This is a genomic window from Kribbella sp. CA-293567 (assembly GCF_027627575.1).
Taxonomy (GTDB): Bacteria; Actinomycetota; Actinomycetes; order Propionibacteriales; family Kribbellaceae; genus Kribbella.
The window spans coordinates 3,851,264-3,875,213 of record NZ_CP114065.1 but is presented as its reverse complement, the minus strand read 5'-3'; the positions used below and the strand labels follow the sequence as shown (position 1 = coordinate 3,875,213).

At 68.0% G+C, this 23,950-nt stretch carries 19 protein-coding genes, 7 tRNA genes, 1 pseudogene and 1 riboswitch; of the genes and pseudogenes, 17 read left to right on the top strand and 10 right to left on the bottom strand.

The features are described from left to right. Positions 1 to 10: 10 nt before the first annotated feature. The gene (locus OX958_RS17810; protein ID WP_270129857.1) at positions 11 to 502 is read left to right on the top strand and encodes an AAA family ATPase; all 492 of its coding nucleotides are present in this window, start codon (positions 11 to 13) and stop codon (positions 500 to 502) included. An 84-nt stretch (positions 503 to 586) separates the two neighbouring features. Here OX958_RS17810 and OX958_RS17805 read toward each other — a convergent pair. Then, positions 587 to 658 (bottom strand) — tRNA-Val (locus OX958_RS17805). Positions 659 to 779: 121 nt separating this feature from the next. Here OX958_RS17805 and OX958_RS17800 point away from each other — a divergent pair. Further along, on the top strand, positions 780 to 1,340 hold the full coding sequence (locus OX958_RS17800) for a CGNR zinc finger domain-containing protein (RefSeq protein ID WP_270129856.1): 561 nt from the start codon (positions 780 to 782) through the stop codon (positions 1,338 to 1,340). A gap of 67 nt (positions 1,341 to 1,407) precedes the next feature. Here the strand turns inward: OX958_RS17800 and OX958_RS17795 are convergent, their stop codons facing one another. After that, positions 1,408 to 2,226: an aminotransferase class IV gene (locus tag OX958_RS17795; protein WP_270129855.1), complete on the bottom strand. Its 819-nt coding sequence runs from the start codon at positions 2,224 to 2,226 to the stop codon at positions 1,408 to 1,410. A gap of 180 nt (positions 2,227 to 2,406) precedes the next feature. Here OX958_RS17795 and OX958_RS17790 point away from each other — a divergent pair. The 3 genes from OX958_RS17790 to OX958_RS17780 all read left to right on the top strand — a co-directional run bounded on the left by OX958_RS17790 (position 2,407) and on the right by OX958_RS17780 (position 2,706). Beyond that, positions 2,407 to 2,479: transfer RNA gene (locus OX958_RS17790), tRNA-Gly, on the top strand. Between the two features lie 53 nt (positions 2,480 to 2,532). Further along, positions 2,533 to 2,603 (top strand) — tRNA-Cys (locus OX958_RS17785). A 31-nt stretch (positions 2,604 to 2,634) separates the two neighbouring features. After that, positions 2,635 to 2,706, top strand: a tRNA-Val gene (locus OX958_RS17780). 483 nt (positions 2,707 to 3,189) lie between these two features. Here OX958_RS17780 and OX958_RS17775 read toward each other — a convergent pair. Next, positions 3,190 to 3,429 carry a hypothetical protein gene (locus tag OX958_RS17775; protein WP_270129854.1) on the bottom strand — a complete coding sequence of 80 codons (240 nt, stop codon included), beginning with the start codon at positions 3,427 to 3,429 and terminating at the stop codon, positions 3,190 to 3,192. 233 nt (positions 3,430 to 3,662) lie between these two features. On the opposite strand from OX958_RS17775, the gene OX958_RS17770 reads away from it, so the two are divergent. The 3 genes from OX958_RS17770 (at position 3,663) to OX958_RS17760 (ending at position 3,927) form a co-directional block, all read left to right on the top strand. Further along, a tRNA-Gly gene (locus OX958_RS17770) sits at positions 3,663 to 3,735 on the top strand. Positions 3,736 to 3,764: 29 nt separating this feature from the next. Then, a tRNA-Cys gene (locus OX958_RS17765) sits at positions 3,765 to 3,835 on the top strand. Between the two features lie 20 nt (positions 3,836 to 3,855). Then, a tRNA-Val gene (locus tag OX958_RS17760) sits at positions 3,856 to 3,927 on the top strand. Positions 3,928 to 4,287: 360 nt separating this feature from the next. Here OX958_RS17760 and OX958_RS17755 read toward each other — a convergent pair. The 3 genes from OX958_RS17755 to OX958_RS17745 form a co-directional block, all read right to left on the bottom strand. Beyond that, positions 4,288 to 5,031: an SDR family NAD(P)-dependent oxidoreductase gene (locus OX958_RS17755; protein ID WP_270129852.1), complete on the bottom strand. Its 744-nt coding sequence runs from the start codon at positions 5,029 to 5,031 to the stop codon at positions 4,288 to 4,290. A 30-nt stretch (positions 5,032 to 5,061) separates the two neighbouring features. Beyond that, complete coding sequence (gene rsgA / locus OX958_RS17750; protein ID WP_270129850.1) at positions 5,062 to 6,129, bottom strand: ribosome small subunit-dependent GTPase A; 1,068 nt, start codon at positions 6,127 to 6,129, stop codon at positions 5,062 to 5,064. A 141-nt stretch (positions 6,130 to 6,270) separates the two neighbouring features. Next, a complete protein-coding gene (locus tag OX958_RS17745; protein WP_270129849.1) occupies positions 6,271 to 7,638 on the bottom strand; it encodes a YhjD/YihY/BrkB family envelope integrity protein in 1,368 nt (455 codons plus the stop codon). 18 nt (positions 7,639 to 7,656) lie between these two features. Here OX958_RS17745 and OX958_RS17740 point away from each other — a divergent pair. Together OX958_RS17740 and OX958_RS17735 are read left to right on the top strand one after the other, a co-directional pair. Continuing rightward, positions 7,657 to 9,283, top strand: a pseudogene (locus OX958_RS17740) (acyl-CoA dehydrogenase family protein). 21 nt (positions 9,284 to 9,304) lie between these two features. Then, positions 9,305 to 9,388, top strand: a riboswitch (ZMP/ZTP riboswitch). Positions 9,389 to 9,433: 45 nt separating this feature from the next. Continuing rightward, positions 9,434 to 10,882: a glycine hydroxymethyltransferase gene (locus OX958_RS17735; RefSeq protein ID WP_270129848.1), complete on the top strand. Its 1,449-nt coding sequence runs from the start codon at positions 9,434 to 9,436 to the stop codon at positions 10,880 to 10,882. Positions 10,883 to 11,453: 571 nt separating this feature from the next. Here OX958_RS17735 and OX958_RS17730 read toward each other — a convergent pair. Both OX958_RS17730 and OX958_RS17725 read right to left on the bottom strand, forming a co-directional pair. Then, positions 11,454 to 13,319, bottom strand: a complete 1,866-nt coding sequence (locus tag OX958_RS17730; RefSeq protein ID WP_270129847.1) for a glycoside hydrolase family 9 protein — start codon at positions 13,317 to 13,319, stop codon at positions 11,454 to 11,456. Positions 13,320 to 13,435: 116 nt separating this feature from the next. After that, a complete protein-coding gene (locus OX958_RS17725) occupies positions 13,436 to 14,002 on the bottom strand; it encodes an ArsR/SmtB family transcription factor (protein ID WP_270129846.1) in 567 nt (188 codons plus the stop codon). A gap of 382 nt (positions 14,003 to 14,384) precedes the next feature. Between OX958_RS17725 and OX958_RS17720 the strand changes: the two genes are divergently transcribed. The 5 genes from OX958_RS17720 (at position 14,385) to OX958_RS17700 (ending at position 19,917) form a co-directional block, all read left to right on the top strand. Next, on the top strand, positions 14,385 to 16,085 hold the full coding sequence (locus OX958_RS17720) for a nitrite/sulfite reductase (protein WP_270129845.1): 1,701 nt from the start codon (positions 14,385 to 14,387) through the stop codon (positions 16,083 to 16,085). A 142-nt stretch (positions 16,086 to 16,227) separates the two neighbouring features. After that, positions 16,228 to 16,911, top strand: coding sequence for a phosphoadenylyl-sulfate reductase (locus OX958_RS17715; RefSeq protein ID WP_270129844.1), 684 nt, complete (start codon positions 16,228 to 16,230; stop codon positions 16,909 to 16,911). Beyond that, the gene (cysD, locus tag OX958_RS17710; protein ID WP_270129842.1) at positions 16,908 to 17,822 is read left to right on the top strand and encodes a sulfate adenylyltransferase subunit CysD; all 915 of its coding nucleotides are present in this window, start codon (positions 16,908 to 16,910) and stop codon (positions 17,820 to 17,822) included. The genes OX958_RS17715 and cysD overlap by 4 nt, the downstream gene beginning before the upstream one ends. After that, positions 17,822 to 19,126 (top strand): sulfate adenylyltransferase subunit 1, encoded by a 1,305-nt coding sequence (locus tag OX958_RS17705; protein WP_270129841.1) that lies wholly within the window; start codon positions 17,822 to 17,824, stop codon positions 19,124 to 19,126. Before cysD ends, OX958_RS17705 begins: the two co-directional genes overlap by 1 nt. After that, positions 19,123 to 19,917 carry a sirohydrochlorin chelatase gene (locus OX958_RS17700; RefSeq protein WP_270129840.1) on the top strand — a complete coding sequence of 265 codons (795 nt, stop codon included), beginning with the start codon at positions 19,123 to 19,125 and terminating at the stop codon, positions 19,915 to 19,917. Before OX958_RS17705 ends, OX958_RS17700 begins: the two co-directional genes overlap by 4 nt. A 64-nt stretch (positions 19,918 to 19,981) precedes the next feature. Here the strand turns inward: OX958_RS17700 and OX958_RS17695 are convergent, their stop codons facing one another. Both OX958_RS17695 and zapE read right to left on the bottom strand, forming a co-directional pair. Beyond that, on the bottom strand, positions 19,982 to 20,857 hold the full coding sequence (locus OX958_RS17695) for a PPK2 family polyphosphate kinase (protein ID WP_270129839.1): 876 nt from the start codon (positions 20,855 to 20,857) through the stop codon (positions 19,982 to 19,984). 132 nt (positions 20,858 to 20,989) lie between these two features. Then, entirely contained in the window at positions 20,990 to 22,018 is a 1,029-nt protein-coding gene (zapE, locus tag OX958_RS17690) for a cell division protein ZapE (RefSeq protein WP_270129837.1), read from the bottom strand. Between the two features lie 83 nt (positions 22,019 to 22,101). Between zapE and OX958_RS17685 the strand changes: the two genes are divergently transcribed. Beyond that, positions 22,102 to 23,079, top strand: coding sequence for a zinc-binding dehydrogenase (locus OX958_RS17685; protein ID WP_270129836.1), 978 nt, complete (start codon positions 22,102 to 22,104; stop codon positions 23,077 to 23,079). Positions 23,080 to 23,112: 33 nt separating this feature from the next. After that, on the top strand, positions 23,113 to 23,934 hold the full coding sequence (locus OX958_RS17680; protein WP_270129835.1) for a MerR family transcriptional regulator: 822 nt from the start codon (positions 23,113 to 23,115) through the stop codon (positions 23,932 to 23,934). Positions 23,935 to 23,950: the final 16 nt, after the last annotated feature.

Sequence of the window (23,950 nt, the reverse complement as noted above, 5' to 3'; positions counted from 1 at the left end):
GGCAGCCCCCATGGCGAAACGCAACTACCTCGTCGAAGGCGGCTCCGGCACCGGCAAGAGCTCGGTCTGCCGCGAACTCCGCAGACGCGGCTACCAAGCCGTCGACGGCGACAACGAACTCGCCTACCAAGGCGACCCCGAGACCGGCGCCCGAACCGAAGGCCCCGGCCGCCACGAGAACCACCTCTGGGACGTCGACCGGGTCCGCGAACTCGCCGCGGACACCACCCACGAAGTCACCTTCTTCTGCGGCGGCTCAAGAAACTTCCCCAAGTTCCTGTCCGTCTTCGACCAGGTACTCGTCCTGGACGTCGACACCGAAACCCTCGAGCGACGACTGGCCGACCGAGCCACCGACGACTGGGGCGGCACCGACGAGCAGAAACAACACATCCTCCGCCTGCACGCCACCAAGGAAGACCTCCCACCCGGCACGGCGATCGACACCGCCCGACCGCTCACCGAAGTGGTGGACGCCATCCTCGAAGCCACCAATACCTAGGCCGACAGAAAAGCCGTGGCGGCGGGTGCGCGGGCGTAGTACGCGAAAAGCCGGTTCCCAGGGGAACCGGCTTCGGATCTCGGGTGGGCGATACTGGGTTCGAACCAGTGACCTCTTCGGTGTGAACGAAGCGCGCTACCACTGCGCCAATCGCCCGGATCTGCTTGCGCCGTACTGTGTTGCGGGTGAAACCATAGCGCATTGATCCGCGACGTACGAATCGGGCCGGGCTACTCTTGCTGCAAGACGGAGACCCCGTCGCGTTGGAGACGTGATTGTGACTTTTTCGCACGACACCGAGCACGCGCTCGGCACGCTGGTCCGGCTGGTGAACACGCTGCCCGGGCCGAACAGCCAGGTCGACACGATGGAAACGCTCGAGGACCTGGAGAAGTTCGTCCACGACCGCGAGTTCAGCGCGGTGGGCCATCTGACCGAGACCGATCTGCAGGACGTGCGGGGACTGCGGCCGCTGTTCGCGCCGGTGTTCACCACCGCGTCGGACGCCGAAGCGGCCGCGATGATCAACGCGATCGTCGCGAGCGGCACCACCACGCCCCGGCTGACCAACCACGACGGTCACCCCTGGCACATCCACTACTCCCGGGACGGTTCGTCGCTGCGGTGCCGGATCACCGTCGAGTGCGGGATCGCGCTCGCCCAAGTGATCTCGGCCGGCGAGCGGGAACGACTGCGCCGCTGCGAGGCACCGGACTGCGACGACGCCCTGATCGACCTGTCGCGGAACCGCTCCAAGCGGTACTGCGACGCCCGCACCTGCGGCAACCGGCTGCACGTCGCGGCCTACCGCGAGCGCCGCAAGTCCGCAGGCGAGTAGCAGCGACAGAGCGACCGGAGTCCGAGGACTCCGGTCGCTGACGTTTCACCACGAACTGCTGCGCGACCTAAGGGTCGAGATCCTCCGCCGAACGCTCGGCGAACACCTTCGCCACCGCCGCGGTCACCTCACCCGGTACTGCGAGGTCGCGGTCGTCCGCCCGGTGGATCGCCTGGACGTCGCGCGTGGTCGAGGTGAGGAAGATCTCATCCGCCTCGGCCAGCCGGCTCAACGGCACATCGCGCTCGACTCCCCCGAACCAGGCCAGCACCAGATTGCGGGTCACGCCGGACAGCGCACCCGACCGCAGGGTCGGCGTGACGAGCTCGCCGTCGAAGACGCAGAAGATGTTCGTGCCGGTGCCCTCGCACAGGTCGCCGACCGTGTTGGCGAAGATCGCCTCACTTCCGCCGCGCGCCTTGGCGTAGGCGAGAGCGCGGACGTTCTCGGCGTACGACGTGGTCTTGAGCCCGGCGACCGCGCTGCGCTCGTTCCGCACCCACGGCACCGTCACGATGGCCGAGGTCGGCGCTGGACGCTCGATCGCCTCCGCCGCGATGACCAGCGTCGCGCCCGACGTACCGCGGTCCGACGACAGCGGCGAGACACCGCCGGTGTAGGTGATCCGCAACCGGCCGAACTCGATGTCCGGGTCGGCCTTCACGACCGTCGCGATCGCGTCGCGGATCTGTCCGAGGTCGGGCTCCGGCAGGCCGAGGCCGGTCGCCGAGACGACCAGGCGGTTCAGATGCCGGGTGACCGCGAACGGCTGTCCGTTCACGATCTTCAGAGTCTCGAAGACCCCGTCGCCCGTGGTCAGGCCGTGGTCCAGCGGCGAGACGGTGGCGGATTCGTCGCCGAGAGCGCCGTTCAGCCAGATGATCATGCGTGCTCCTTCCAACCGGAGACACCTTATGCCGCAGGGTTTCCGGGGCCCGTCACGGCGTCCGTGAGTGACCGGCCGATGACCACTGGTGGGCCGGCTGGTGACCCCCGTTTTTGAACTCCGGCGCAGGTGCGCTAATGTTCTTCTCGCACCGAGGGGAACGAAAAGCCCGGTTGCAACGCGAACGTAGCTCAGTTGGTAGAGCGCAACCTTGCCAAGGTTGAGGTCGCCGGTTCGAACCCGGTCGTTCGCTCGGAGAGGGCCATTTTCTTGGTCATGGAGTCGGTAGGCCAGCATCCTCTCATTGGTGGAGTGGCCGAGAGGCGAGGCAACGGCCTGCAAAGCCGTGTACACGGGTTCGAATCCCGTCTCCACCTCGAAACAGCCTGACTGAGCAGCACCCAGCTTGGACGATTGGCGCAGCGGTAGCGCGCTTCCCTGACACGGAAGAGGTCACTGGTTCGATCCCAGTATCGTCCACGAGAGCGATGAGCGATCTGTGTCCGCCAGAGGTAGGCGGAGCGGGTCGCTCTCGTCATTTGTGCGGCTGCGCTTCGCTTGCCGCGGGCGGGGGCTTCGCCACCCGCACCCCCCTTTGCGGGGGCTGGCTAGGCGGTCGGCTGACCGGCGGGGGTTGAGCTGGGCGGTTCGCTGACCGGCGGGGGTTGGGTTGGGCGGTCGGCTGGTCGGCGGGGTTGGGCTGGGTGGTCGGCTGACCGGCTGCGGCTCGGGTTGTTCGTGGTGAGTGATGATGCTGACGTCAGCTGGCCAGCCAGTTGCCTCCTGTCATGAGGTCTCTTGTCTTGAGTTCGTTGACCTCTCTCCATGCCTGGATTTTGGTGGGCGTGATTCTGAAGAACGGGTAGCCGGCGGGGCGGGGGTCGAAGCCGGCCTTCTTCGCGAACTCGTCACCTGTTTCGGTGGCGACTTCTTCGAGCAGCTCCGCGGTGCCGGTGATCAGTACTACGTCGCGGGTTTCTCCGATCGACAGGTGGACCAGGGGCTCGCTTGGAGGTTGAGGCTGGTCGGGTTGGTGCGGGCGGTGGAGAGTAGGAGGGTCTCCTCGGTCCATAGGAACGACAGCGGCATCAGGTACGGCGTACCGTCGGCTGAGGCGGTGGCTACCCAGGCGTCGACGTCGGTGTGCAGGCGGTGGAGGGTGTCGGCCTTGCGGACGTCGGGCGGGCGGGGCGGCAGGGTCATGCTGGGTCCTCCTTGGTGGATCGGCTGTTCACATTTTGCTGCTTCGTGGGGGCCTGAGAGAGGTCTCGCCAACTTGAGAACTAGTGAAACGGGTGGGACTGGTGGGGTCGAAACTGGGCTCAAGTAGGTGACTCGGCAGCGGCCCGCTATTGATTTCGAACTTCGCCAAAAGTGCGCTACTGTTCTGCTCTCGCACCGAGCAGGTCGAAGAAGTTCGAACAGCTCGGAGCGATGCGAACGTAGCTCAGTTGGTAGAGCGCAACCTTGCCAAGGTTGAGGTCGCCGGTTCGAACCCGGTCGTTCGCTCGGTACAGGTCAGTAGGCTGAGACTCTGTGGTGGAGTGGCCGAGAGGCGAGGCAACGGCCTGCAAAGCCGTGTACACGGGTTCGAATCCCGTCTCCACCTCGAAACACCCTTGTGAATATGGACGATTGGCGCAGCGGTAGCGCGCTTCCCTGACACGGAAGAGGTCACTGGTTCGATCCCAGTATCGTCCACGAGAGCGATGAGCGATCTGTGTCCGCCAGAGGTAGGCGGAGCGGGTCGCTCTCGTTGTTTGTGCGGCTGCGCTTCGCTTGCCGCGGGCGGGGGCTTCGCCACCCGCACCCCCTTTGCGGGGGTTGGGTTGGGCGGTTCGCTGGCCGGCGGGGATTGGGCTGGGCGGTCGGCTGACCGGTGGGGGTTGGGTTGGGCGGTTCGCTGGCCGGCGGGGATTGGGCTGGGCGGTCGGCTGACCCGTGGGTATTGGGTTGGGCGGTTCGCTGACCAGCTGGTGCTGGGCTTGGCCGTTGACTGACCGGCTGAGCTGAGCTTTGCGTTTTGCTCGCTTGCTGTGCGTTGCGTTGAGTCTGAGGGGGTTACATCCTCAGGTGGGAGCCTCCGTTGAAGTCCAGGACTGTGCCGGTGGCGAACTCGGCCTGGGGGGATGCCAGGTAGAGGATTGCTGCTGCCACTTCTTCGGGGGCGGCGACTCGTTCGAGGGGGCTTTCGAGGCGTCTGCGGTCGTAGCCGTCTCCGGAGAGCGCTTTTGCGGCCATGTCGGTGGTGGTCCAGCCGGGGGCTATGGCGGTGACGGCTATGCCTTCTGGGCCGAGGGATCTGGCCAGGGACTGGGTCAGGGAGACCAGGGCTGCTTTGCTGGCGCCGTACGCCGGCTGGTTGGGTTCGCCTCGGAAGGCGCCGCGCGAGGAGACGTTGACGATGCGGCCGCCTCGGGACATGTGGCGAATGGCGCACCACGCGGTGTTGGCGGGGCCGAGAAGGTTCACGCCGAGAGCTTCTGCCCAGGCTGCTTGCCAGTCCTCGTAGGAGGTCTCACGGATCGGGTGGGGACCGTAGACGCCGGCGTTGTTCACCAGGACGTCGAGGCCGCCGAGAGCTGAAGCTGCGTCGTCGACCATTCGCTGGACGGCTGCCGGGTCTGCCAGGTCTGCGTGGGCGAGGACGTGTCCCTCCCCCGGCAAGGCGTCCAGCACTGCCTGGGCGGCGACCGGTGAGGAGCTGTAGTGGACGGCGACTCGGTCGCCTTCAGCGGCGAAGGCTTTCGCGGTGGCGGCGCCGATGCCGCGGGAGGCGCCGGTCACCAAGACAGAACGATCCATGAGAGCGAGTCTTGCACTGCGCCCAATGGCTCACGGCCGGGGTTTGACGTCCCGCCGGTAGTCCTTTGTCTGCCGGACCCACGCCTTGCGGGCCTCGGCTTGCAGCCGGCTGTCCGCGCGACGAGCCATGTACGCCGCCTCGCGCTGCAACCTCACCCAGCTCTCGTACCGCCTGACCGCCAGCGTCCCGTCGTCCAGCGCCTGCCGTACTGCGCAGCCCGGCTCTGTCACGTGCACACAGTCCTTGAAGCGGCACTGGTCAGCCAGGGCGGTCACGTCCGGGAAGGCAGCCGACAGTCCCCCGCCAGCCTCCTGCAGCCCGATCCCCCGCAGCCCTGGCGTGTCGATGACGACTCCCCCGCCGGGCAGCACGATCAACTCCCGGCGTACCGACGTGTGCCGGCCTTTGCCGTCCTCCCGGATCGCCTGAACGTCCAGGAGCTGCACGCCGGCCAGCGCGTTCACCAAGGACGACTTGCCGGCTCCGCTCGTACCGAGGAGAGCCATGGTCGCATCGCCGTCCAGCAGCGCCCTGACGTCCTCCAGCCCCTCCCCTGTCGTCGCGCTGCAGACCAGTACGTCCGCACCGGGGGCGGCAGTCGCCACGTCCTCGGCGACTGTGTCCGCGTCGATCACCAGGTCGGCCTTGGTCAGTACGACGACCGGCCGGGCGCCGCTCTCCCAAGCGAGGGCGAGGAAGCGCTCTATCCGGCCGATGTTGGGCTCGGGGTGCAGACCGACCACGACGGCGACCACGTCGATGTTGGACGCCAGAACTTGGCCGCGCGAACTACCGCCGACTTCGGCCCGCACGATCGCAGTACTGCGTGGGGCGACCGCCTCGATGGTGACTCGGTCGTCGGGCCACTGCCGCAGGGCGACCCAGTCGCCGGTGCACGGTGTCGCCTGAGGGTCGGTGGCGATGGCGGCCAGTACTGCGCCGGACCAGCTGGCGCGGACCGGGCCGTCTTCGGTCAGGACGGTCGAGAGTCCCTTGTCGACGCGGGCAACTCGGCCCGGTACGAGCTCGTCGGAGAGGGTTGCGAGGTAGTCGGCCGTTGGGGTGTCGAGGCCCAGGGCCCGGAGTTCTGCTGACATCGTGCGACGAACCTTTCGGGAGGTCCGGCCGCGAGTTCAGCTCAGCGGACGGACGAAGCGGGAGAGCAGCGGCCCGAGGGCCTGATCAGAGGTCATGCGGGGTCATCTCCCTTCCTTGGTTTGGTCGCTGTCGCGATGGGTTCAGCGTAGGTCGTCGGGGTCGGGCGGCGCACCGGGTTTTCCTACCGGGGTTGGTGTCCGTCGCTCTTCGCCGGGTGAGGCGGATGGTTCCGCTGGTGCTGGTGCCGGGGTGGCCGGCGTGGTGGTGGCTGGGGTTGCGGGTGCACCGCCAACGGAATTGGCCGGCCCCGATGCGGGTGCGGCGGCGCGGTCGCTGGACGTCGTGGTCTTCGGCGGGGTGACGGCCGGTGAGGTCTCGACTCGTGGGGACTGGGGCGACGTGCTGGCCGGTGGGGGCTTCGGTGAGGTGTCGACCGGTGGTGGGTCGGTGGGTGTTGCGGGGGTGTCAGGCTGCTGTGGTTTGGGCTGGCCGAGGGCTTCGATCGCCTTGGCCATCTTCACCTCGGGGCGTTCATCGTCCGGCGCCTGGTCTTCTTCGTGGTGGGCCTTCGAGTCCGCCTTCATCACCGGCTCGGAGAGGTCCGCCGCGTCTTTGCGCGCCTTGTGCGGCCACATTCGGTCGACCACCGCGTTCAGCGCGGCCCCGATCAGTACTGCGATCGCCGTCAGGTACAGCCACAGCAACACCGCGATCGGTGCCGCCAGCGGTCCGTAGATCGACGTTCCGCCGACGGTGGTCTGCAGCGTCCAGCGCAGCAGGAAGCTTCCGAGGATCCACAGCGACAGCGCCAGGAACGAGCCCGGCAGGTCCGACACCCACGGGGTCCGGACCGGCACCGACAGGTGGTAGAGCGTGTTCAGGAAGCCGGCCGAGAGGATCGTGACCACGGGCCAGTACAGCTGATTCAGGAAGTCCACCCGAGCCGGCAGCAGTGCGTCGACCGCGCTCGGTCCAGCCAGCACCAGCGGCAGCACGATCACGCCGATGATCAGCGCGACGCAGTACAGGGTGAACGACAGCGCCCGGGTCTTGACGATGCCGCGGCGGCCGCCCATCCCGTACATGATCGTGATGGTGTCGACGAAGACGTTGAGGGCGCGGCTGCCCGACCACAGGGCCAGCAGGAAACCGATCGAGATCACGTCGAACCGGCCACCGCTGCCGAGAACGTCGTCCAGCGTCGGCACGATCACCTGCTGCACCGAGTCGGCGGTCAGTGCCCGCTCGGCCAGCTGGATGATCTGGATCTTGACGTCCTCGATCGTCTCCAGGTTGAACTGGTTCGCGATGAAACCGATGCTGCCGGCCAGCCCGAAGATCAGCGGCGGCAGCGACAGGATCGCGAAGAACGCCGCCTCCGCGGCCAGACCCGTGACCCGGTAGCGCAGACAGGTGCCGACCGTCTGGGTCAGCAGCCGCCACGTCGTACCGGGAAGTCGTCGGGCCCATACGAATGAGACGGAGGTCTCGGACCCAGAGCGTGCCATACCGCTTACCGTACTGACATGGCGGACCCAAACGCTGCAACGAATCAGGCTCCCCCACTGCAAGGGGTGAACTTCTTCACGCGGGACACCGCACTTGGTGACTCTCTGCGTCCGTTCGCTGACCTGAACGACCATCCCGGCCTGACTGCCATCGGTGAACTGGCCGGCAGCCAGGAAGCGCTCTCTCAGGCCCTGCCTGCCAACCAGAACTCCCCCGTACTGCGGACGCACGACCGCTACGGTCACCGGATCGACGAGGTCGAGTTCCATCCGTCGTGGCACTGGCTGGATGGAGAAGGCCGTCGGATTCGGCCTTCAGGCAGCGCCTTGGACCAGTGACCAACAGTCACCACACCTCACCCGCGCGGCCGGCTTCTACCTCTGGTCTCAGGTCGAGCCGGGCCACGGCTGCCCGATCTCCATGACGTACGCCGCCGTCCCGGCACTCCGCGCGGACCCGAAACTCGCAGATGAGTGGATCCCGCGACTCGCCGCCACGCAGTACGACGCCCGCCGGCTGCCAGCTGCTGAGAAGGCGGGAGCCCTGGCCGGGATGGGAATGACCGAGAAGCAGGGCGGTTCCGACGTCCGGGCCAATCTCACCACCGCCACCCCGACCGGGTCTGACGGCGAGTACCTGCTCAACGGGCACAAGTGGTTCTGCTCCGCGCCACAGGTCGACGTCTTCCTCGTCCTGGCCCAGGCTGCGGACGGCCTGACCTGTTTCGTCGTTCCCCGGGTCCTTGCCGACGGCAAGCGCAACGCGTTTGCCCTGCAGCGGTTGAAGGACAAGCTCGGCAACCGGTCGAACGCGTCCAGCGAGGTCGAGTTCGACGGCACGATCGGCTATCGGCTCGGCGACGAGGGGGCCGGCGTCCGGACGATCATCGAAATGGTCGCCGCAACTCGGCTCGACTGCGTGCTCGGGTCGGCCGCGTTGATGCGTCGCGCGCTGGTCGAGGCGACCTGGCACACCGCACACCGCAGCGCGTTCGGCAGCCTGCTGAAGGACAAGCCCGCGATGCGGAACGTACTGGCCGATCTCGCCATCGAGAGCGAGGCAGCAACCGCTCTCTCGATGCGTCTGGCCGCGGCGGTCGACGCCTCGCTGGCCGGGGACCAGCAAGCTGCGGCGTTCCGTCGGATCGCGCTGCCGCTGGCCAAGTTCTGGGTCTGCAAACGGACGTCGTTCACGGTGGCCGAGGCGCTGGAGTGTCTCGGCGGCAACGGGTACGTCGAAGAGAGCGGTCTCCCGCTGTTGTTCCGGGAGTCTCCGCTGAACTCGATCTGGGAAGGCTCCGGCACGGTCAACGCCCTCGACGTACTGCGTGCGCTCCGCCGTCCCGAGTCGCTGGAAGCCTGGCTGCTGGAGGTCGGTGCCGCCCAAGGCGCCGATCATCGCCTGGACGCGGCGGTGACCGACGTACTGGAAGCGCTCTCTGACCTGGAGGGTGCCGAAGCGGGTGCCCGGCGGCTGGCCGCCCGGATGGCCGCGTGCCTGCAGGCATCGCTGCTGGTCCGGCATTCGACGCCCGAGGTGGCCGACGCGTTCGTCGCGTCCCGGCTGGCCGGCGACTGGGGTGGGGTGTTCGGAACGCTGCCGCGCACCACGCCGCACGGTCCGATCCTCGACCGCATCCTCTGACGCCCGCCGCACACGCTAGGGTTACCAAGTCGCGACTGGCGCTGAGGTGGGATCGACCACCGGGGAGCGAAGAGACCGCCGGCACCGTGCGCCTGGGTGCCGCGACCTTGTCACAGGGAAACCCTGTGCGACCTCAGGAGAGAGACGAAGATGACTCAACCCTCCGACGCCGCGACGGCGTCGGCCGCGTACCGCAACGCGCTCGAGGTGATCGGTGCGGTGGAACCCACCATCGCCGGCGCGATCAGGGCCGAACTGGCCGACCAGCGCTCCTCGCTCAAGCTGATCGCGAGTGAGAACTACGCCTCCCCCGCGACCCTGCTGACGATGGGCAACTGGCTCTCGGACAAGTACGCCGAGGGCACCGTCGGGCACCGCTTCTACGCCGGCTGCCAGAACGTCGACACCGTCGAGCAGACCGCCGCCGACCACGCCAAGGCGCTGTTCGGCGCCCCGCACGCCTACGTCCAGCCGCACTCCGGCATCGACGCGAACCTGGTCGCCTTCTGGGCGATCCTGGCGCACCGGATCGAGTCGCCCGCGCTCGCCGAGGTCGGCGCCAAGCACGTCAACGACCTCTCCGACGAGGACTGGGCCAAGCTCCGCAAGGCGCTCGGCGACCAGAAGATGCTCGGCATGTCGCTGGACGCCGGCGGTCACCTGACCCACGGCTTCCGGCCGAACATCTCCGGCAAGATGTTCCACCAGAGCTCCTACGGCACCGACCCCGAGACCGGCCTGCTGGACTACGACAAGGTCGCCGCGACCGCTCGTGAGTTCAAGCCGCTGATCCTGATCGCGGGCTACTCGGCGTACCCGCGCAAGGTGAACTTCGCCAAGATGCGCGAGATCGCCGACGAGGTCGGCGCCACCTTCATGGTCGACATGGCGCACTTCGCCGGACTCGTGGCCGGCAAGGTCTTCACCGGCGACTACGACCCGGTGCCACACGCCCACGTCACCACCACCACCACGCACAAGTCGCTCCGCGGCCCGCGCGGTGGCATGGTGCTGTGCCAGCCGGAGTACGCCGACGCCGTCGACCGCGGCTGCCCGATGGTGCTCGGTGGCCCGCTCAGCCAGGTGATGGCAGCCAAGGCCGTCGCGCTGGCCGAGGCCCGCCGCCCCGAGTTCCAGACCTACGCGCAAAACGTCGCCGACAACGCGGTCACGCTGGCCGAGGGCCTGATGAAGCGCGGCGTCAAGCTGGTCACCGACGGCACCGAGAACCACCTGGTGCTGCTGGACGTCTCGTCGTACGGGATCACCGGCCGGCAGGCCGAGTCGGCGCTGCTCGACGCCGGCATCGTCACCAACCGCAACGCGATCCCGCGCGACCCGAACGGCGCCTGGTACACCTCCGGCGTCCGGATCGGTACGCCGGCGCTCACCACGCGCGGGTTCGGCGGGGACGAGTTCGACAAGGTCGCGGAACTGATGGTTGACGTGCTTTCCAGCGTCACCCCGACCACCACGGCGGCCGGCGCGCCGTCCAAGGCGAAGTACGTGCTCGCCGACGGGGTGGCCGACAAGGTCCGCGCCGCCTCCGCCGAACTGCTCGACAAGCACCCGCTGTACCCGGGTCTCGACCTGAACTGAGCATGACCGAAGCGCCCGCCCTGGCTCCTCTTGGGCGGGCGCTTTCTCTTCCCACGCCGCTCCTCCGTCGCGGCTCCCGCCCACCCCTGGGTCGCGGCTCCTTCGTCGCCGCTCGACTGCAGCTGAGCCCGCTGGGGATTGCCATCGGTGGTTGGTGGTTCCCGTTGGTGGCTGGCGCATTGAGCGCGATGCAGGTGGCCGACGCCCCTGGCGGAGATGCTGGTAGCCGGAGCTTCTCGTCCGGGTGAACCGGTCACCGAGCCGCTGCGGCAACTCCCGTGCCTCGCCGCCTCACTCGCGACTCCTCCGTCGCCGCCCAACTCCAGGTTGACCCGCGGGAATCGTCATCGGCGAGTGGTGCTCGCCGGTTCGCGCTGAAGGGTGGGTATTGGCTCGATGCAGTTGGCGGATTTGACGCCCGCTGGGTACGGCGTGCACCAGCGGCAGGTCGGCGAACTGCAGACCGATTCAAGTCAGCCTTGAAGACACCTACCGCAGTTCAGCGCCCACCCCGCCACCGCTGAGCGGCGGCGAAGGAGCCGCGACCCAGGGGTGGGCGTGGGAAGAAAACTCAGCGAGTCAACGCATAAACAGCAATAGCAGCAAAGTCATCCGCAGGCTCCGACGCCTGCCATGACCGCACATCATCGACGTACCGCGACCCACGCCCCGTGAACTGCTCGAAGGTATCCACCCCATCGGCAGGGCACGGCTTCATGTTGTCCAGGTTGTCCCCCAGGCCGTCGGTGAAGAGGTCCGCGGAGTTGGGGCCGTTCACCACGCCGCCGGTGAGCGGGCGGCCGACGATGTTGGCGATCTGGTGGTGGGGGCAGCGCTCGGTGGCTTCGCCGACGCCGACCATGAAGGAGACGCCCCACGGGTTGGCGCCGAAGTTCCAGTTGAGTTGGCCGGTGCCGAAGCCGTCGTAGCGGCGATCGCCGGTCACGGTGCGGTACAGGCGCGCGGTCGCGGCCAAGCCGAAGGCGTGCGGGACGGCGTCGAAGTTGTCGTACTGCGCCCCGGCGCCGAAGGGGTCCGTCGCGGCTCGCTTCGTCCCGATTTCCAGCTGAGCCCGCAGATCGTCCTCGAGCGCCTTCACGTTGACCGGCACGCGACGGTCGGCGCGGGCGGCGCGGATCAGGTCCGCGTGTGCGAGAGCGCTCACGTCGTACAGGTTGAGGGTGTCGCCGCCGGCTTCGTGCTTGCGGTACTCGCCCGACCAGTACTCCGCAGTCTTCAACCAGCCCCGCGCCCTGGGATCGCGCAGCTTCTGGGCCGCCAGCGCGAGTTCCGCGGCGCCGAGCTCGAGGTCGTCGCGCCAGTTGCTTTCCGGGTAGAACGCGAACGGCAACGAGGTGACCAGTTGCTTCACGTCAGTTGTCCGGGCCTGGGCGAAGATGGCCGCCGCGGTCTCCAGATGACGCCGGGCCCGGGCGGGCGAAGTACGGGCTTCGACCTGCGCGGCGAGCGCGAAGGCGGCGGCAGTGCGGCCGGCGAGGTTCGGGCTGATCGGCTGACCCGGTGCGGCCGCGCGGAAGACCGGGCGGTTCTTGATCAAGTGATGACCAGGGGCGTTGTCGAGGTCGTCCGCCTCGGGCAGCCGCCAGATGTCGTGGTCGCCGATGAAGGTGCCCTCGACGTTCCCGGTGCCCGCGCCGACCTGGATGTAGAGCGTCTTGGTCCGCTCGTCCCACATCTTGTCCAGCCATGCCAGACCGTGCCGGGCTTCCTTCACCAGCGTGGGATCCGGCCACCGGCCGTCGCGAGCCGATGCCCAGAGCAACGAGTCCGAGTACGCCGCGATATGCGTGAACTTGAGGTAGTCGCCCGCGTCGTACCAGCCGCCCTCGACGTCCACCGGTCCGCCGATCTTGCGCAGTTCTCCGACGCTCTGATCGGTGTCGGGACCGGCGAAGACCGGCCAGTCGTAGACCGACGCGGCGCGGTCGGTCAGGTGAGCCGGCTTGCGGTTAAGGGAGCCGGGCACGACGTCGGCGCCGTCGCGCTGCTCGGTGAAGAAGTTGACGGCCTTGTCCTTGGCGCCGTTGAGCAGCCGCCGGTCCGAGCCGACTTCGAAAGCCGGTGAGGTGGGCGCTCCGGCCACCTTCACGCGGTAGGTTCCCGGCCGCCACAGCGCCGACAGATCCAGCTTGTACACGTGCTTGTAGGTGTCGTTCCAGGTCCCCGTGTCCTGCCCAGCGCGCCCGCTGAGCACTCGGCGACCACGACTGTCGACGACCTCGAACCGCGTTCCGGGCGCTGCCTGCGACGTCATCAGGTACGCCGATTGGCCGGGCGCGCCGGTGTAGCCGAGTTGGTTCACCCGGATCAGCGCCGTACCGGCGGCAGACCCAGTACCGGCCTCGGCGGCAGCGATCGGAGTCACCGCCAATCCGGCGGCCAGGGTGAACGAGATGACGCGGCGGAACGTCCCCATTGCGGGCTCCTCAGGTGATAACCGTTAGGAAACCTTCCTATTGGTTGGCGGACACGGTAGCGCAGCCGCGCGGCGGAGTACACGGTCTAAGGAGCGCCCGATACTCACACCGGCCCTCACGGCTTCGCCGGCACCGCGTGAGCGAACACGAACACCCGCTCCACACCCTCGCCATCACCAGGAGCCTCGACATACTCCTGGATCAAGGTCTGCAGGCGCTCAGACAGCTCATCGAGCCGCTCAGGTGTCACTGTGACCCAACTCTCGATCGCGAAAGCAGCGTCCAGCCAGGCCTCGTCGTACTCCGCGCGATCCTCGAACCACGCGCGCACTTTCGAGGCGTGACGGACCAACTCGGCCTCCTCGGCGGAGGTCGCGACCAGGTCGGCGGCCGGGCCGCCGGAGGTAGCAGCAGACGACTGCGGGTACGACGCGTGCGCAGTACGCCACCACCGCTCGCGACGACTCTTGGCCAACTCGGGCGCCTCCACGATCACGCCTGCCGCAGCGAGAACCTTCAGGTGGTGACTGATGTTTCCGACCAGTTCCCCCGTCGCCTCGGCCAGCCGGGACGCCGTTGCTGGACCCTCCACGGCGATCAGATCGATCAGCCGTCGGCGGAGCGGGTGATGGACGGCGGCGATCACCGAAGCGTCGGCCGTACGGCGGTTCGCGGGGCTCATACTGCCGAGGGTAACTTCGACAAGATTCCTTGCACAAGAGTTCTTGCTAGTTATCTTCCACGCCTGAAACAATCAGCAGCAACCTGGTCGACATAACCACATTCTGAGATCGCATCTCACGATGCAGGAATGGGAGTTGATTTACCGGCCGATCGCGCTGAGCATTAACACCATGCTCGCTGCCCGCTCGACTCATCTCGTAGGTCGGATTCACGTCGACCTCGGTCGTATGCGCAGCGCCATCTGTCGTCCTTCGATGCTCTGACAGCCACCCCGCTCGAACATCTGCTGGGTGCGCACCGCGCAGACCAGATCGAATCGATGACGCTTCGAGCTAGCTCTCGCGGACGCACCTGTCTCTAGGACAAGGACACCGTTCCGGATGACTGGCGCCTCCCCCCGGGAAACCGGCACCACCCGCAAGCCCGCCCGCCCCCGCAAGGGCAAGGGCGAAGGCCAGTGGGCGCTCGGCTATCGCGAGCCACTGAACAAGAACGAAGAGAACAAGAAGAACGACGACGGCCTGAACGTCCGGGCCCGGATCGAGAACGTCTACGCCCACGGCGGGTTCGACTCGATCGACCCGGCCGACCTGCGCGGCCGGTTCCGCTGGTGGGGGCTCTACACGCAGCGCAAGCCCGGGATCGACGGCGGCAAGACCGCCACCCTGGAGCCCGAAGAGCTGGACGACAAGTTCTTCATGCTCCGGATCCGGATCGAGGGCGGCCAGCTCAGCGCCGAACAACTGCGGGTGATCGCCGAGATCTCCAGCACCTACGCTCGCGACACCGCCGACATCACCGACCGGCAGAACATCCAGCTGCACTGGATCCGGGTCGAGGACATCCCGGCCATCTGGCAGAAGCTGGAGGCGGTCGGGCTCTACACCACCGAGGCCTGTGGCGACGTACCGCGGGTGATCATCTCCAGCCCGGTCGCCGGGATCGCCGCGGACGAGATCATCGACCCGACCCCGGCCATCGACGACATCGTCGAGCGTTACATCGGCACCACCGAGTTCTCCAACCTGCCGCGCAAGTTCAAGACCGCGATGACCGGCCACCCGTCGCACGACGTGGTACCGGAGGTCAACGACATCAGCTTCGTCGGCGTCGTCCACCCCGAACACGGTCCGGGCTTCGACGTCTGGGTCGGCGGCGGCCTGTCCACCACGCCGATGCTGGCGCAGCGCGTCGGCGCCTGGGTCCCGCTGGACGAGGTGCACCTGGTCTGGAAGGGCGTCGTCGGGATCTTCCGCGACTACGGCTACCGCCGGCTGCGCAACCGCGCCCGGCTGAAGTACCTGATCGCCGACTGGGGCATGGACAAGTTCCGCGAGATCCTGGAGAGCGACCAGTACCTCGGCTACCGGCTGATCGACGGCCCCGCGCCGGAAATCCCTGCTGTGCAAGGCGATCACGTCGGCGTTCACCAGCAGAAGGACGGCCGGTACTACGTGGGCGTCGCGCCGGTCGTCGGCCGGGTCTCCGGCAGCTCGCTGGCGAAGGTCGCCGAGGTCGTCGCCGCGCACGGGTCGGACCGGATCCGGACCACCGCGCAGCAGAAGTTCATCGTGCTGGACGTCGAGGAGTCGAAGGTCGAGTCACTCGTGACCGCGCTGGCCGACCTCGGCTACCAGGCCCGGCCGTCGGCCTGGCGGCGCAACACGATGGCCTGCACCGGGATCGAGTTCTGCAAGCTGGCGATCGTCGAGACCAAGGCCCGGGCGGCCGAGCTGATCACCGAACTCGAGGAGCGGATCCCCGACCTCGACGTACCGATCACGGTCAACGTCAACGGCTGCCCGAACTCCTGCGCCCGGATCCAGGTCGCCGACATCGGCCTCAAGGGCCAGCTGGTACTGGATGCCGAGGGCAACCAGGTGCCGGGCTACCAGGTGCACCTCGGCGGCGGGCTCGGGCTGGACGCCGGCTTCGGGCGCAAGCTGCGCGGTCACAAGGTCACCTCGACCGGTCTCACCGACTACGTCGAACGCGTCACCCAGAACTACCTGAAAGAGCGGTCCGAGGGCGAGCGCTTCGCCCAGTGGGTCGTCCGGGCCGAGGAAGGAGCACTTCAGTGAGTGAGCGCGCTGCACCGTTGTACTGCCCTTACTGCGGAGACGAGGATCTTCGTCCTTCGGAAGAAGGCCATGGCGCTTGGGAGTGCCGGCCTTGTGCACGGGTCTTTCAGCTGAAGATGATCGGACTGCGGGTGAGCGTCGAATGAGCGGTTTGAAGGAACTCGCCGAAGAGGCGAACGAACGACTGGCCGACGCGTCGGCGCTGGAGGTGCTGGCCTGGGCGCGGGAGACCTTCGGCGACGAGCTGGTGGTGACGGCGTCGATGGCCGATGGAGCGCTCCCCCACCTGGCGGCCGAGGCGGCGCCCGGTGTCGACGTCCTGTTCCTCGACACCGGCTACCACTTCGCCGAGACCATCGGGACCCGCGACGCGGTCGCCGCGACCCTGCCGATCAACCTGATCAACGCCATCCCGAAGCAGACCGTCGCCGAGCAGGACGCGGAGTACGGCAAGGACCTGTTCGCCCGCGAGCCCGACAAGTGCTGCGCGCTGCGCAAGGTCGAGCCGCTGAACCGGGTGCTGTCCGGCTACAAGGCCTGGGTCACCGGCGTACGCCGGGAAGAAGCGCCGACCCGCGCCAACACCCAGATCGTCGAGTACGACGAGAAGCGCGACATGGTGAAGCTCAACCCGATCGCCCCCTGGACCCAGGACGACCTGGACGGCTACATCAACGACAACGGCGTCCTGGTCAACCTGCTGCAGTACGACGGCTACCCGTCGATCGGCTGCCAGCCGTGCACCAAGCAGGTCGCCCCGGGCGAGGATCCCCGCAGTGGCCGCTGGTCCGGCCAGGGCAAGATCGAATGCGGGCTGCACACATGACCGCGGCGATCGAAGCACCCATGGTGACCGAGCTGGACGCCCTGGAGAGCGAGTCGATCTTCGTTTTCCGTGAGGTGGCGGCGGAGTTCGAGCGGCCGGTGATCCTGTTCTCGGGCGGCAAGGACTCGATCGTGATGCTGCACCTGGCCCGCAAGGCGTTCGCGCCGGCGCCGGTACCGTTCACGTTGCTGCACGTCGACACCGGTCACAACTTCACCGAGGTCCTCGACTACCGCGACCAGACCGTCGCTGCTCTCGGGCTGCGGCTCGAGGTCGCGAAGGTCGAGGACTACCTGGCCGACGGCCGGCTCAGAGAGCGCTCCGACGGCACCCGCAACCAGCTCCAGACCATTCCGTTGCTCGACGCAATCAACGGGCACCGGTTCGACGCCGTCTTCGGCGGCGGCCGCCGCGACGAGGAACGCGCTCGCGCCAAGGAACGGATCTACAGCCTCCGCGACGAGTTCGGCCAGTGGGACCCGCGCAACCAGCGACCCGAACTGTGGTCGCTCTACAACGGCAAACACAAACCGGGCGAACACGTCCGGGTGTTCCCGCTGTCGAACTGGACCGAGCTGGACATCTGGAACTACATCGCCCGCGAACAGATCCCGCTGCCGAGCATCTACTACGCCCACGAACGCGACGTGTTCGAACGCGACGGCATGCTGCTTGCCGTCGGCCCCTACTCCCAACCACGCACCGGCGAAACCGCCGAGAAAAGGCTGGTCCGCTACCGGACCGTCGGCGACATGTCCTGCACCGGCGCCGTCACCTCGACCGCCACATCGGCCGAACAAGTCGTGATCGAGGTCGCCGCCAGCGAGATCACCGAACGCGGCGCCACCAGAGCCGACGACCGGGCCAGCGAGGCCGCCATGGAAGACCGCAAACGAGAGGGGTACTTCTGATGAGCACCCCGATCCAGCGGCAACTCCTCCGGCTGGCCACCGCCGGCTCCGTCGACGACGGCAAGTCCACCCTGGTCGGGCGGCTGCTGCACGACTGCAAAGCGATCCTCGCCGACCAGATCGCGCACGTCCAGCACGTCTCCTCCAGCCGCGGCACCGGCGACTTCGACTTCGCTCTGCTCACCGACGGCCTGCGCGCCGAACGCGAACAAGGCATCACCATCGACGTCGCCTACCGGTACTTCGCCACCGAGAAGCGCTCCTTCATCCTGGCCGACTGCCCCGGCCACGTGCAGTACACCCGCAACACCGTCACCGGCGCCTCCACCGCCGACGTCGTCATCATCCTGGTCGACGCACGGCACGGAGTACTGGAACAGACCCGGCGCCACCTCGCCGTGGCCGGCCTGCTCCGGGTGCCGCACGTCGTCCTCGCGGTCAACAAGATCGACCTCGTCGGCTACGACGAAGCCGTCTTCAAAGGCATCGCCAAGGACGTCTCACAACTGGCCAACCAGCTCAACATCAGCGACGTCCAGGCCATCCCCGTCTCCGCGCTCGTCGGCGACAACATCGTGGAGCGCTCTCCAGCCACCGCCTGGTACGACGGGCCGACCCTGCTCGACTACCTGGAAAGCGCAACCGGCCGCGACGACACCTCCAGCCGGCCACTGCGCTTCCCCGTCCAATACGTCATCCGCCCCCAAACCGACGACCAGTACCGCGACTACCGCGGCTACACCGGCACCGTTGCCTCCGGCACCGTTTCTGTCGGCGACGAGGTCATTGTGCTACCGGCCGGCCGGCGTACCTCGGTCTCCGGCATCGACCGCGCCGTCATCAGCGCTACCGGTACGGCGGTCGCGGAGCGGCCCTCTGCGGTCGCCGGTGAAGCCGTCACCGTCCGGCTCGCCGACGACCTCGACGTCGCCCGCGGATCAGTCATCGTCGCCGCCAACTCCTCCCCCGGCACCCGCCGGGAACTCCTCGCCACCGTGTGCTGGCTGTCGGACCGCCCACTGACCGTGGGCGCCCGGCTGCTGATCAAGCACACCACCACCACTGCCCAGGCGATCGTCACCAAGATCAACGGTGCGCTCGATCTGGACACGCTCGGAGTCATCGACGCCACCGGGCTCGAACTGAACGACATCGGCAAGGTGCAGCTCAAGATCGCCGCACCACTGGCCGCTGACCCGTACTCCAGCAACAACATCACCGGATCATTCCTGCTGATCGACGCCCACGACGGATGGACCCTCGCGGCAGGAATGATCGACGACGAAGAAGGGGAACTGCTGTGACCGCACCAGCGCTCGTAGTCCTCGCCCACGGCAGCCGCGATCCGCGATCGGCCGCCACCGTCCACTCGCTGGTCAAGTGCCTGCGCGAGATGCGGGACGACCTGCGGATCGAAGCCTCCTTCCTCGACCACTGCCCGCCGACGCCGTACCAAGTGATCGGCAAGCTCGCCGCCGAGGGAGTCGAGGAGGTCGTGATCCTGCCGCTGCTGCTGTCCAGCGCCTTCCACGCCCGGATCGACATCCCGGCCGTGCTGGACGAGGTCCGCAGCCGGTTCCCGGACCTGCGGATCATCACCTCCGACGTCCTCGGGTACGACGACACGCTGCTCGACGTACTCGACCGCCGGATGCGCGCCGAGCTCAAGGACGGCCGGGTCCGCGAACTGGACGCGCTCGTCCTGGCCTGCGCCGGCTCGAGCGACGCTCAGGCGAACGCGGCCATCACCCGGCTCGCCAGGCTCTGGGGCCAGCGTCACAAGCTGCCGGTCACCGCTGCCTTCACCACGGCCGCCACCCCGAGTCCGGCCGAAGCCGTTCTCCAGTGGCGTCTCGAAGGCCGTCGCCACGTCGCGGTCGGCTCGTTCTTCCTGGCCCCCGGCATCCTGCCGGACCGGGCCGAATCGACCGCCCGCAAGGCCGGCGCCGTCGCCGTCTCGCGCCCGCTCGGCGTGAGCGCGGAAGTGGCCCGGCTGGTCCTCCTCCGTTACGGCGTGGCCGGTCTGGACCTGCTCACCCTGGAGCCGGCCCCTCGTCCGGTCCTGCTCCGCCCGGAGTTGGTCCGCACCGCCTGATCGAACGACTCGGAACCCCGCCGGAATGCACGTCGTCCGGCGGGGTTCCGGCGTCTTCAGCAGGTCAGGTCGCGGCCAGCCGGCCTTTCTCGGCCTCCACGTCGAAGTCGGCGGCCGGCCACTGCGGGTCGAGGTCCTTGAGCGTCTCGAGCAGCAGCGTGGTGACTGCCCAGTTCCGGTACCACTTGCGGTCGCTGGGAATCACGTACCACGGCGTCGCGGCGTCGTTGCACTTCTCCAGCGCCGCCTGGTACGCCTCGGCGTAGTCGGGCCACAGCTGGCGCTCGTCGACGTCACCGGGGTTGTACTTCCAGTGCTTCGTCGGGTTGTCGAGGCGCTCCTGGAGGCGAATTTTCTGCTCCTCCGGCGAGATGTGCAGGAAGCACTTGAGCACGGTCACGCCGCTCGCGGCCAGCCCGGCCTCGAACTCGTTGATCTGCTCGTAGCGGCGGTTCCAGACCGGCGGCGCGACCAGCGTGCGGACCCGCGCGATCAGCACGTCCTCGTAGTGCGAGCGGTCGAAGATACCGATCAGGCCTGGTTCGGGCAGTGCCTGGCGGATCCGCCAGAGGAAGCCGCGCCGCTTCTCCGCCGGGGTCGGCGCCTTGAAGGACGTGATCCGCAGGCCTTGCGGGTCCATCAGCCCCGCACCGTGCCGGATGACGCCGCCCTTGCCCGAGGTGTCCATTCCCTGCAGGACCAGCAGCACACTGCGCTCGCCACCCTTGCGTCCTTCGGCGAACAACCGCTCCTGCCAGTCCGAGACCTCGGGCCCCAGCGCGTCCAGCGCGAGCTTGCCCTCGTCCTTGGTGCCGGTGAAACCGGTGGTCGCCCGGGTGTCCCAGTTGCTCAGGTCGACCGGCCCCTGCGGAACCCGCAACTGGTCCAGCAATCTGCCGCCGGCCACGTCGTCCGGCTTCGGAATCTTGTTCTTCGCCATTCGCACATCCTGCCTCATCACCGACCCCCAGCAGGGCGAGGACACCGGCTGCCTGGCCCGGGACCGATCGGCGCTCGTGACTGCTCATGCCTCAGAACCACGACGCTGGGCCGCCGGACCGAGCAGGACCACTCAAACCGGCTGGTCCATCCCGACGTTCGCCAGCGCGATCAGCCGGGAGAGCGCTCGCAGGTACTTCTTCCGGTACCCGCCCTTCAGCATCTCCGCGGTGAACATCCGGTCGAGCGGCACTCCCCCGGCGATCAGCGGGATGTCGCGGTCGTACATCCGGTCCGCGAGCACGACCACCCGGAGCGCGACGTTCTCGTCGGACAGTTCGCGGATGTCCGTGATCCCCACCGTCGTCACCCCGTCGAGCAGAGCGCCGTACTTGCTCGGATGCAACTGAGCCAACTGGCGATACAGATCGACGAAGTGGTCGCACGATGCACCCGATCGCTCGGCCGCGGCCTGCTCCACCCGCTCGTCGGGCCAAGGCTCCGGCGCGACAGGCAATCCGCGATGGCGGTAGTCGGGACCGTCGATCCGCCGTACGTCGAAGTGGCCCGCCAGCCCCTGGATCTCCCGAAGGAAGTCGGTCGCCTGGAACCGTCCCTCGCCCAGCTTGCCCGGCAGCGTGTTCGACGTCGCCGCCAGCTCGACCCCGGCCTCGACCAACTGGCCGAGCAGCCGCGAGATCAGCACGGTGTCGCCCGGATCGTCCAGCTCGAACTCGTCGATGCAGATCAGCCGGTACGCCGACAACGCCTCGACCGCGGTCCGCAGACCGAGCGCACCGACCAGGTTGGTCAGCTCCACGAACGTGCAGTACATCTTCGGCCCGGCCGACTCGTGCCACAGCGAGGCGAGCAGGTGGGTCTTGCCGACGCCGAAGCCGCCGTCGAGATAGAACCCCGGTTTGCGCTCAGGGAGCGCTCTCCCGCCGCCCAGCCTTGCCCACGCGGAGCGCTTCCTGCGCGGTTCCGAGAGCGCCAGCCCGCGCTTTCGCAGTACGGCCAGAGCTTCCGCCTGGCTCGGCTCGGCCGGATTCGGGCGGTACGTGTCGAAGCGGACGTCGGCGAACCGCGGGGGTGGCACGCACTCGGACAGCAACCGGTCCGGGCTCACCTCCGGCCGGCGCTCGCTGAGTCGGATCGGCATGCCCTCACCCTACGAGAGGCCTTGACCTCAACTTCTCTTGAGGTCATAGCTTCGGCTCACCAACGGTCGACTGAGGAGAGCTGATGTACGCCGTACGACTGCACGAGTTCGGTCCCGCCGAGAATCTGACCTACGAGGAGGTGCCGGATCCGGTCCCGGTGGCCGGCCAGGTCAGGATCTCGGTCGAGGCGGCCGGTGTGCACTTGATAGACACGGCATTGCGCGCCGGCACAGCAGGCGGCGGACCGGTCGCACCGCCGGTGTTGCCGACCATCCCCGGGCGGGAGGTGGCAGGCACGGTGGAGTCGGCCGGGCCGGGCGTCGACGAGTCGTGGATCGGGAAGCGCGTCGTCGTACACCTCGGACAGGCACCAGGCGGGTACGCCGAACTGGCGGTGGCCAAGGTCGAGTCCCTGCACGAGATCCCCGACCATCTGGACGGCGCGGCCGCTGTCGCCACCATCGGCACGGGGCGTACGGCCGCCGGCGTTCTGGAGCAGGCAGCGCTGGACGCCGACGACGTCGTACTGATCACCTCAGCAGCCGGCGGCATGGGCAGCCTCTTCGTCCAGGCAGCGCGCAACGCGGGCGCCTACGTGGTTGGCCTCGCGGGTGGAGCGGACAAGACCAAGCTGGTGCGCGACCTTGGTGCACAACTGGCGATCGACTACACCAGGACGGGTTGGCCCGGGCAGGTCGAGGACGAACTCGATGGGCGGGAGGTGACCGTCGTACTGGACGGAGTGGGTGGTGAGAACGGCCGGCAGGCCTTCCAGCTGCTCGGCATCGGTGGGCGGGTGCTCATGTTCGGCTGGTCCGGCGGTGGTCCGATCCAGCTCACTACGGAGGACCTGATGGCGCGCGGCCTTAGCGCGACGTGGGCGATCGGCCCGAAGCTGATGCGCAAGCTCCGCGCCTTGGAGACCGCCGCGCTCCAGGAGTCGATCGAGGGGCGGTGGGCTCCCCTGCTGACGAAGTACCCGCTGACCAAGGCCGCCGACGCGCACCGCGCCCTCGAGAACCGCGAGACCGTCGGCAAAGTCGTGCTGATCCCCGCTTGACCTTCACACCGTGTCAAGCCTCAGGGTGGAGCCATGTTCACCATCGGAGACTTCGCCGCCTTCGGCAGAGTGTCGGCGCGGATGCTGCGGCACTACGACGCGATCGGGCTGCTGCGGCCGGCCGGCGTCGACGCCGTCACCGGCTACCGGCACTACACGGCCGACCAGCTCAGCCGCCTGAACCGGATCGTCGCGCTCAAGGACCTCGGGTTCACTCTCGAACAGGTCGGCGACATCGTCGACGCGAAGGTCGGTCCGGAGGAGCTGCGCGGCATGCTGCGGCTGCGCCGGGCCCAGTTGGAGGCCCGGCTGTCGGCCGACGCCATCCGCCTCGATGCCGTCGAGGCGAGGCTCCGGATCATCGAGAAGGAGGGGTTCATGTCCACCGAAGACGTGGTGCTGAAGGAGATTCCGTCCGTCCGGGTGGCGGAGCTGTCCGCCGTCGCCGCCAGCTACGAGGGCGTCGACATCGGCCCGGTCATCCAGCCGCTCTACGGGCAGATCTGGGAGCGGATGGGCGCTGCCGGAGTACAGGCGGCCGGTCTGCCCATCGCGTACTACGAACAGGGTGACGGCGAGAGCGTGCTGGTTCATGCAGCCGTGACGGTCAGCGCCGATCAGATGGCCGGTCCTGACTTCCAGGTCGTCGACCTGCCCGCGTTGCCGACCGCGGCGACGATCGTGCACCGGGGGGCGATGAGTGAGGCCGACCAGACCATGCAGATCCTGGCCCGCTGGATCGACGACGGCGGCTACCGCAGCGTCGGCTACGCCCGGGAGGTGTGCCTGGCGTTCGACCCGGAGGACGAGTCGAAGTGGGTGCACGAGTTCCAGATCGAGGTCAGCCGCCCGTAGCGGGAGCTGACGGACG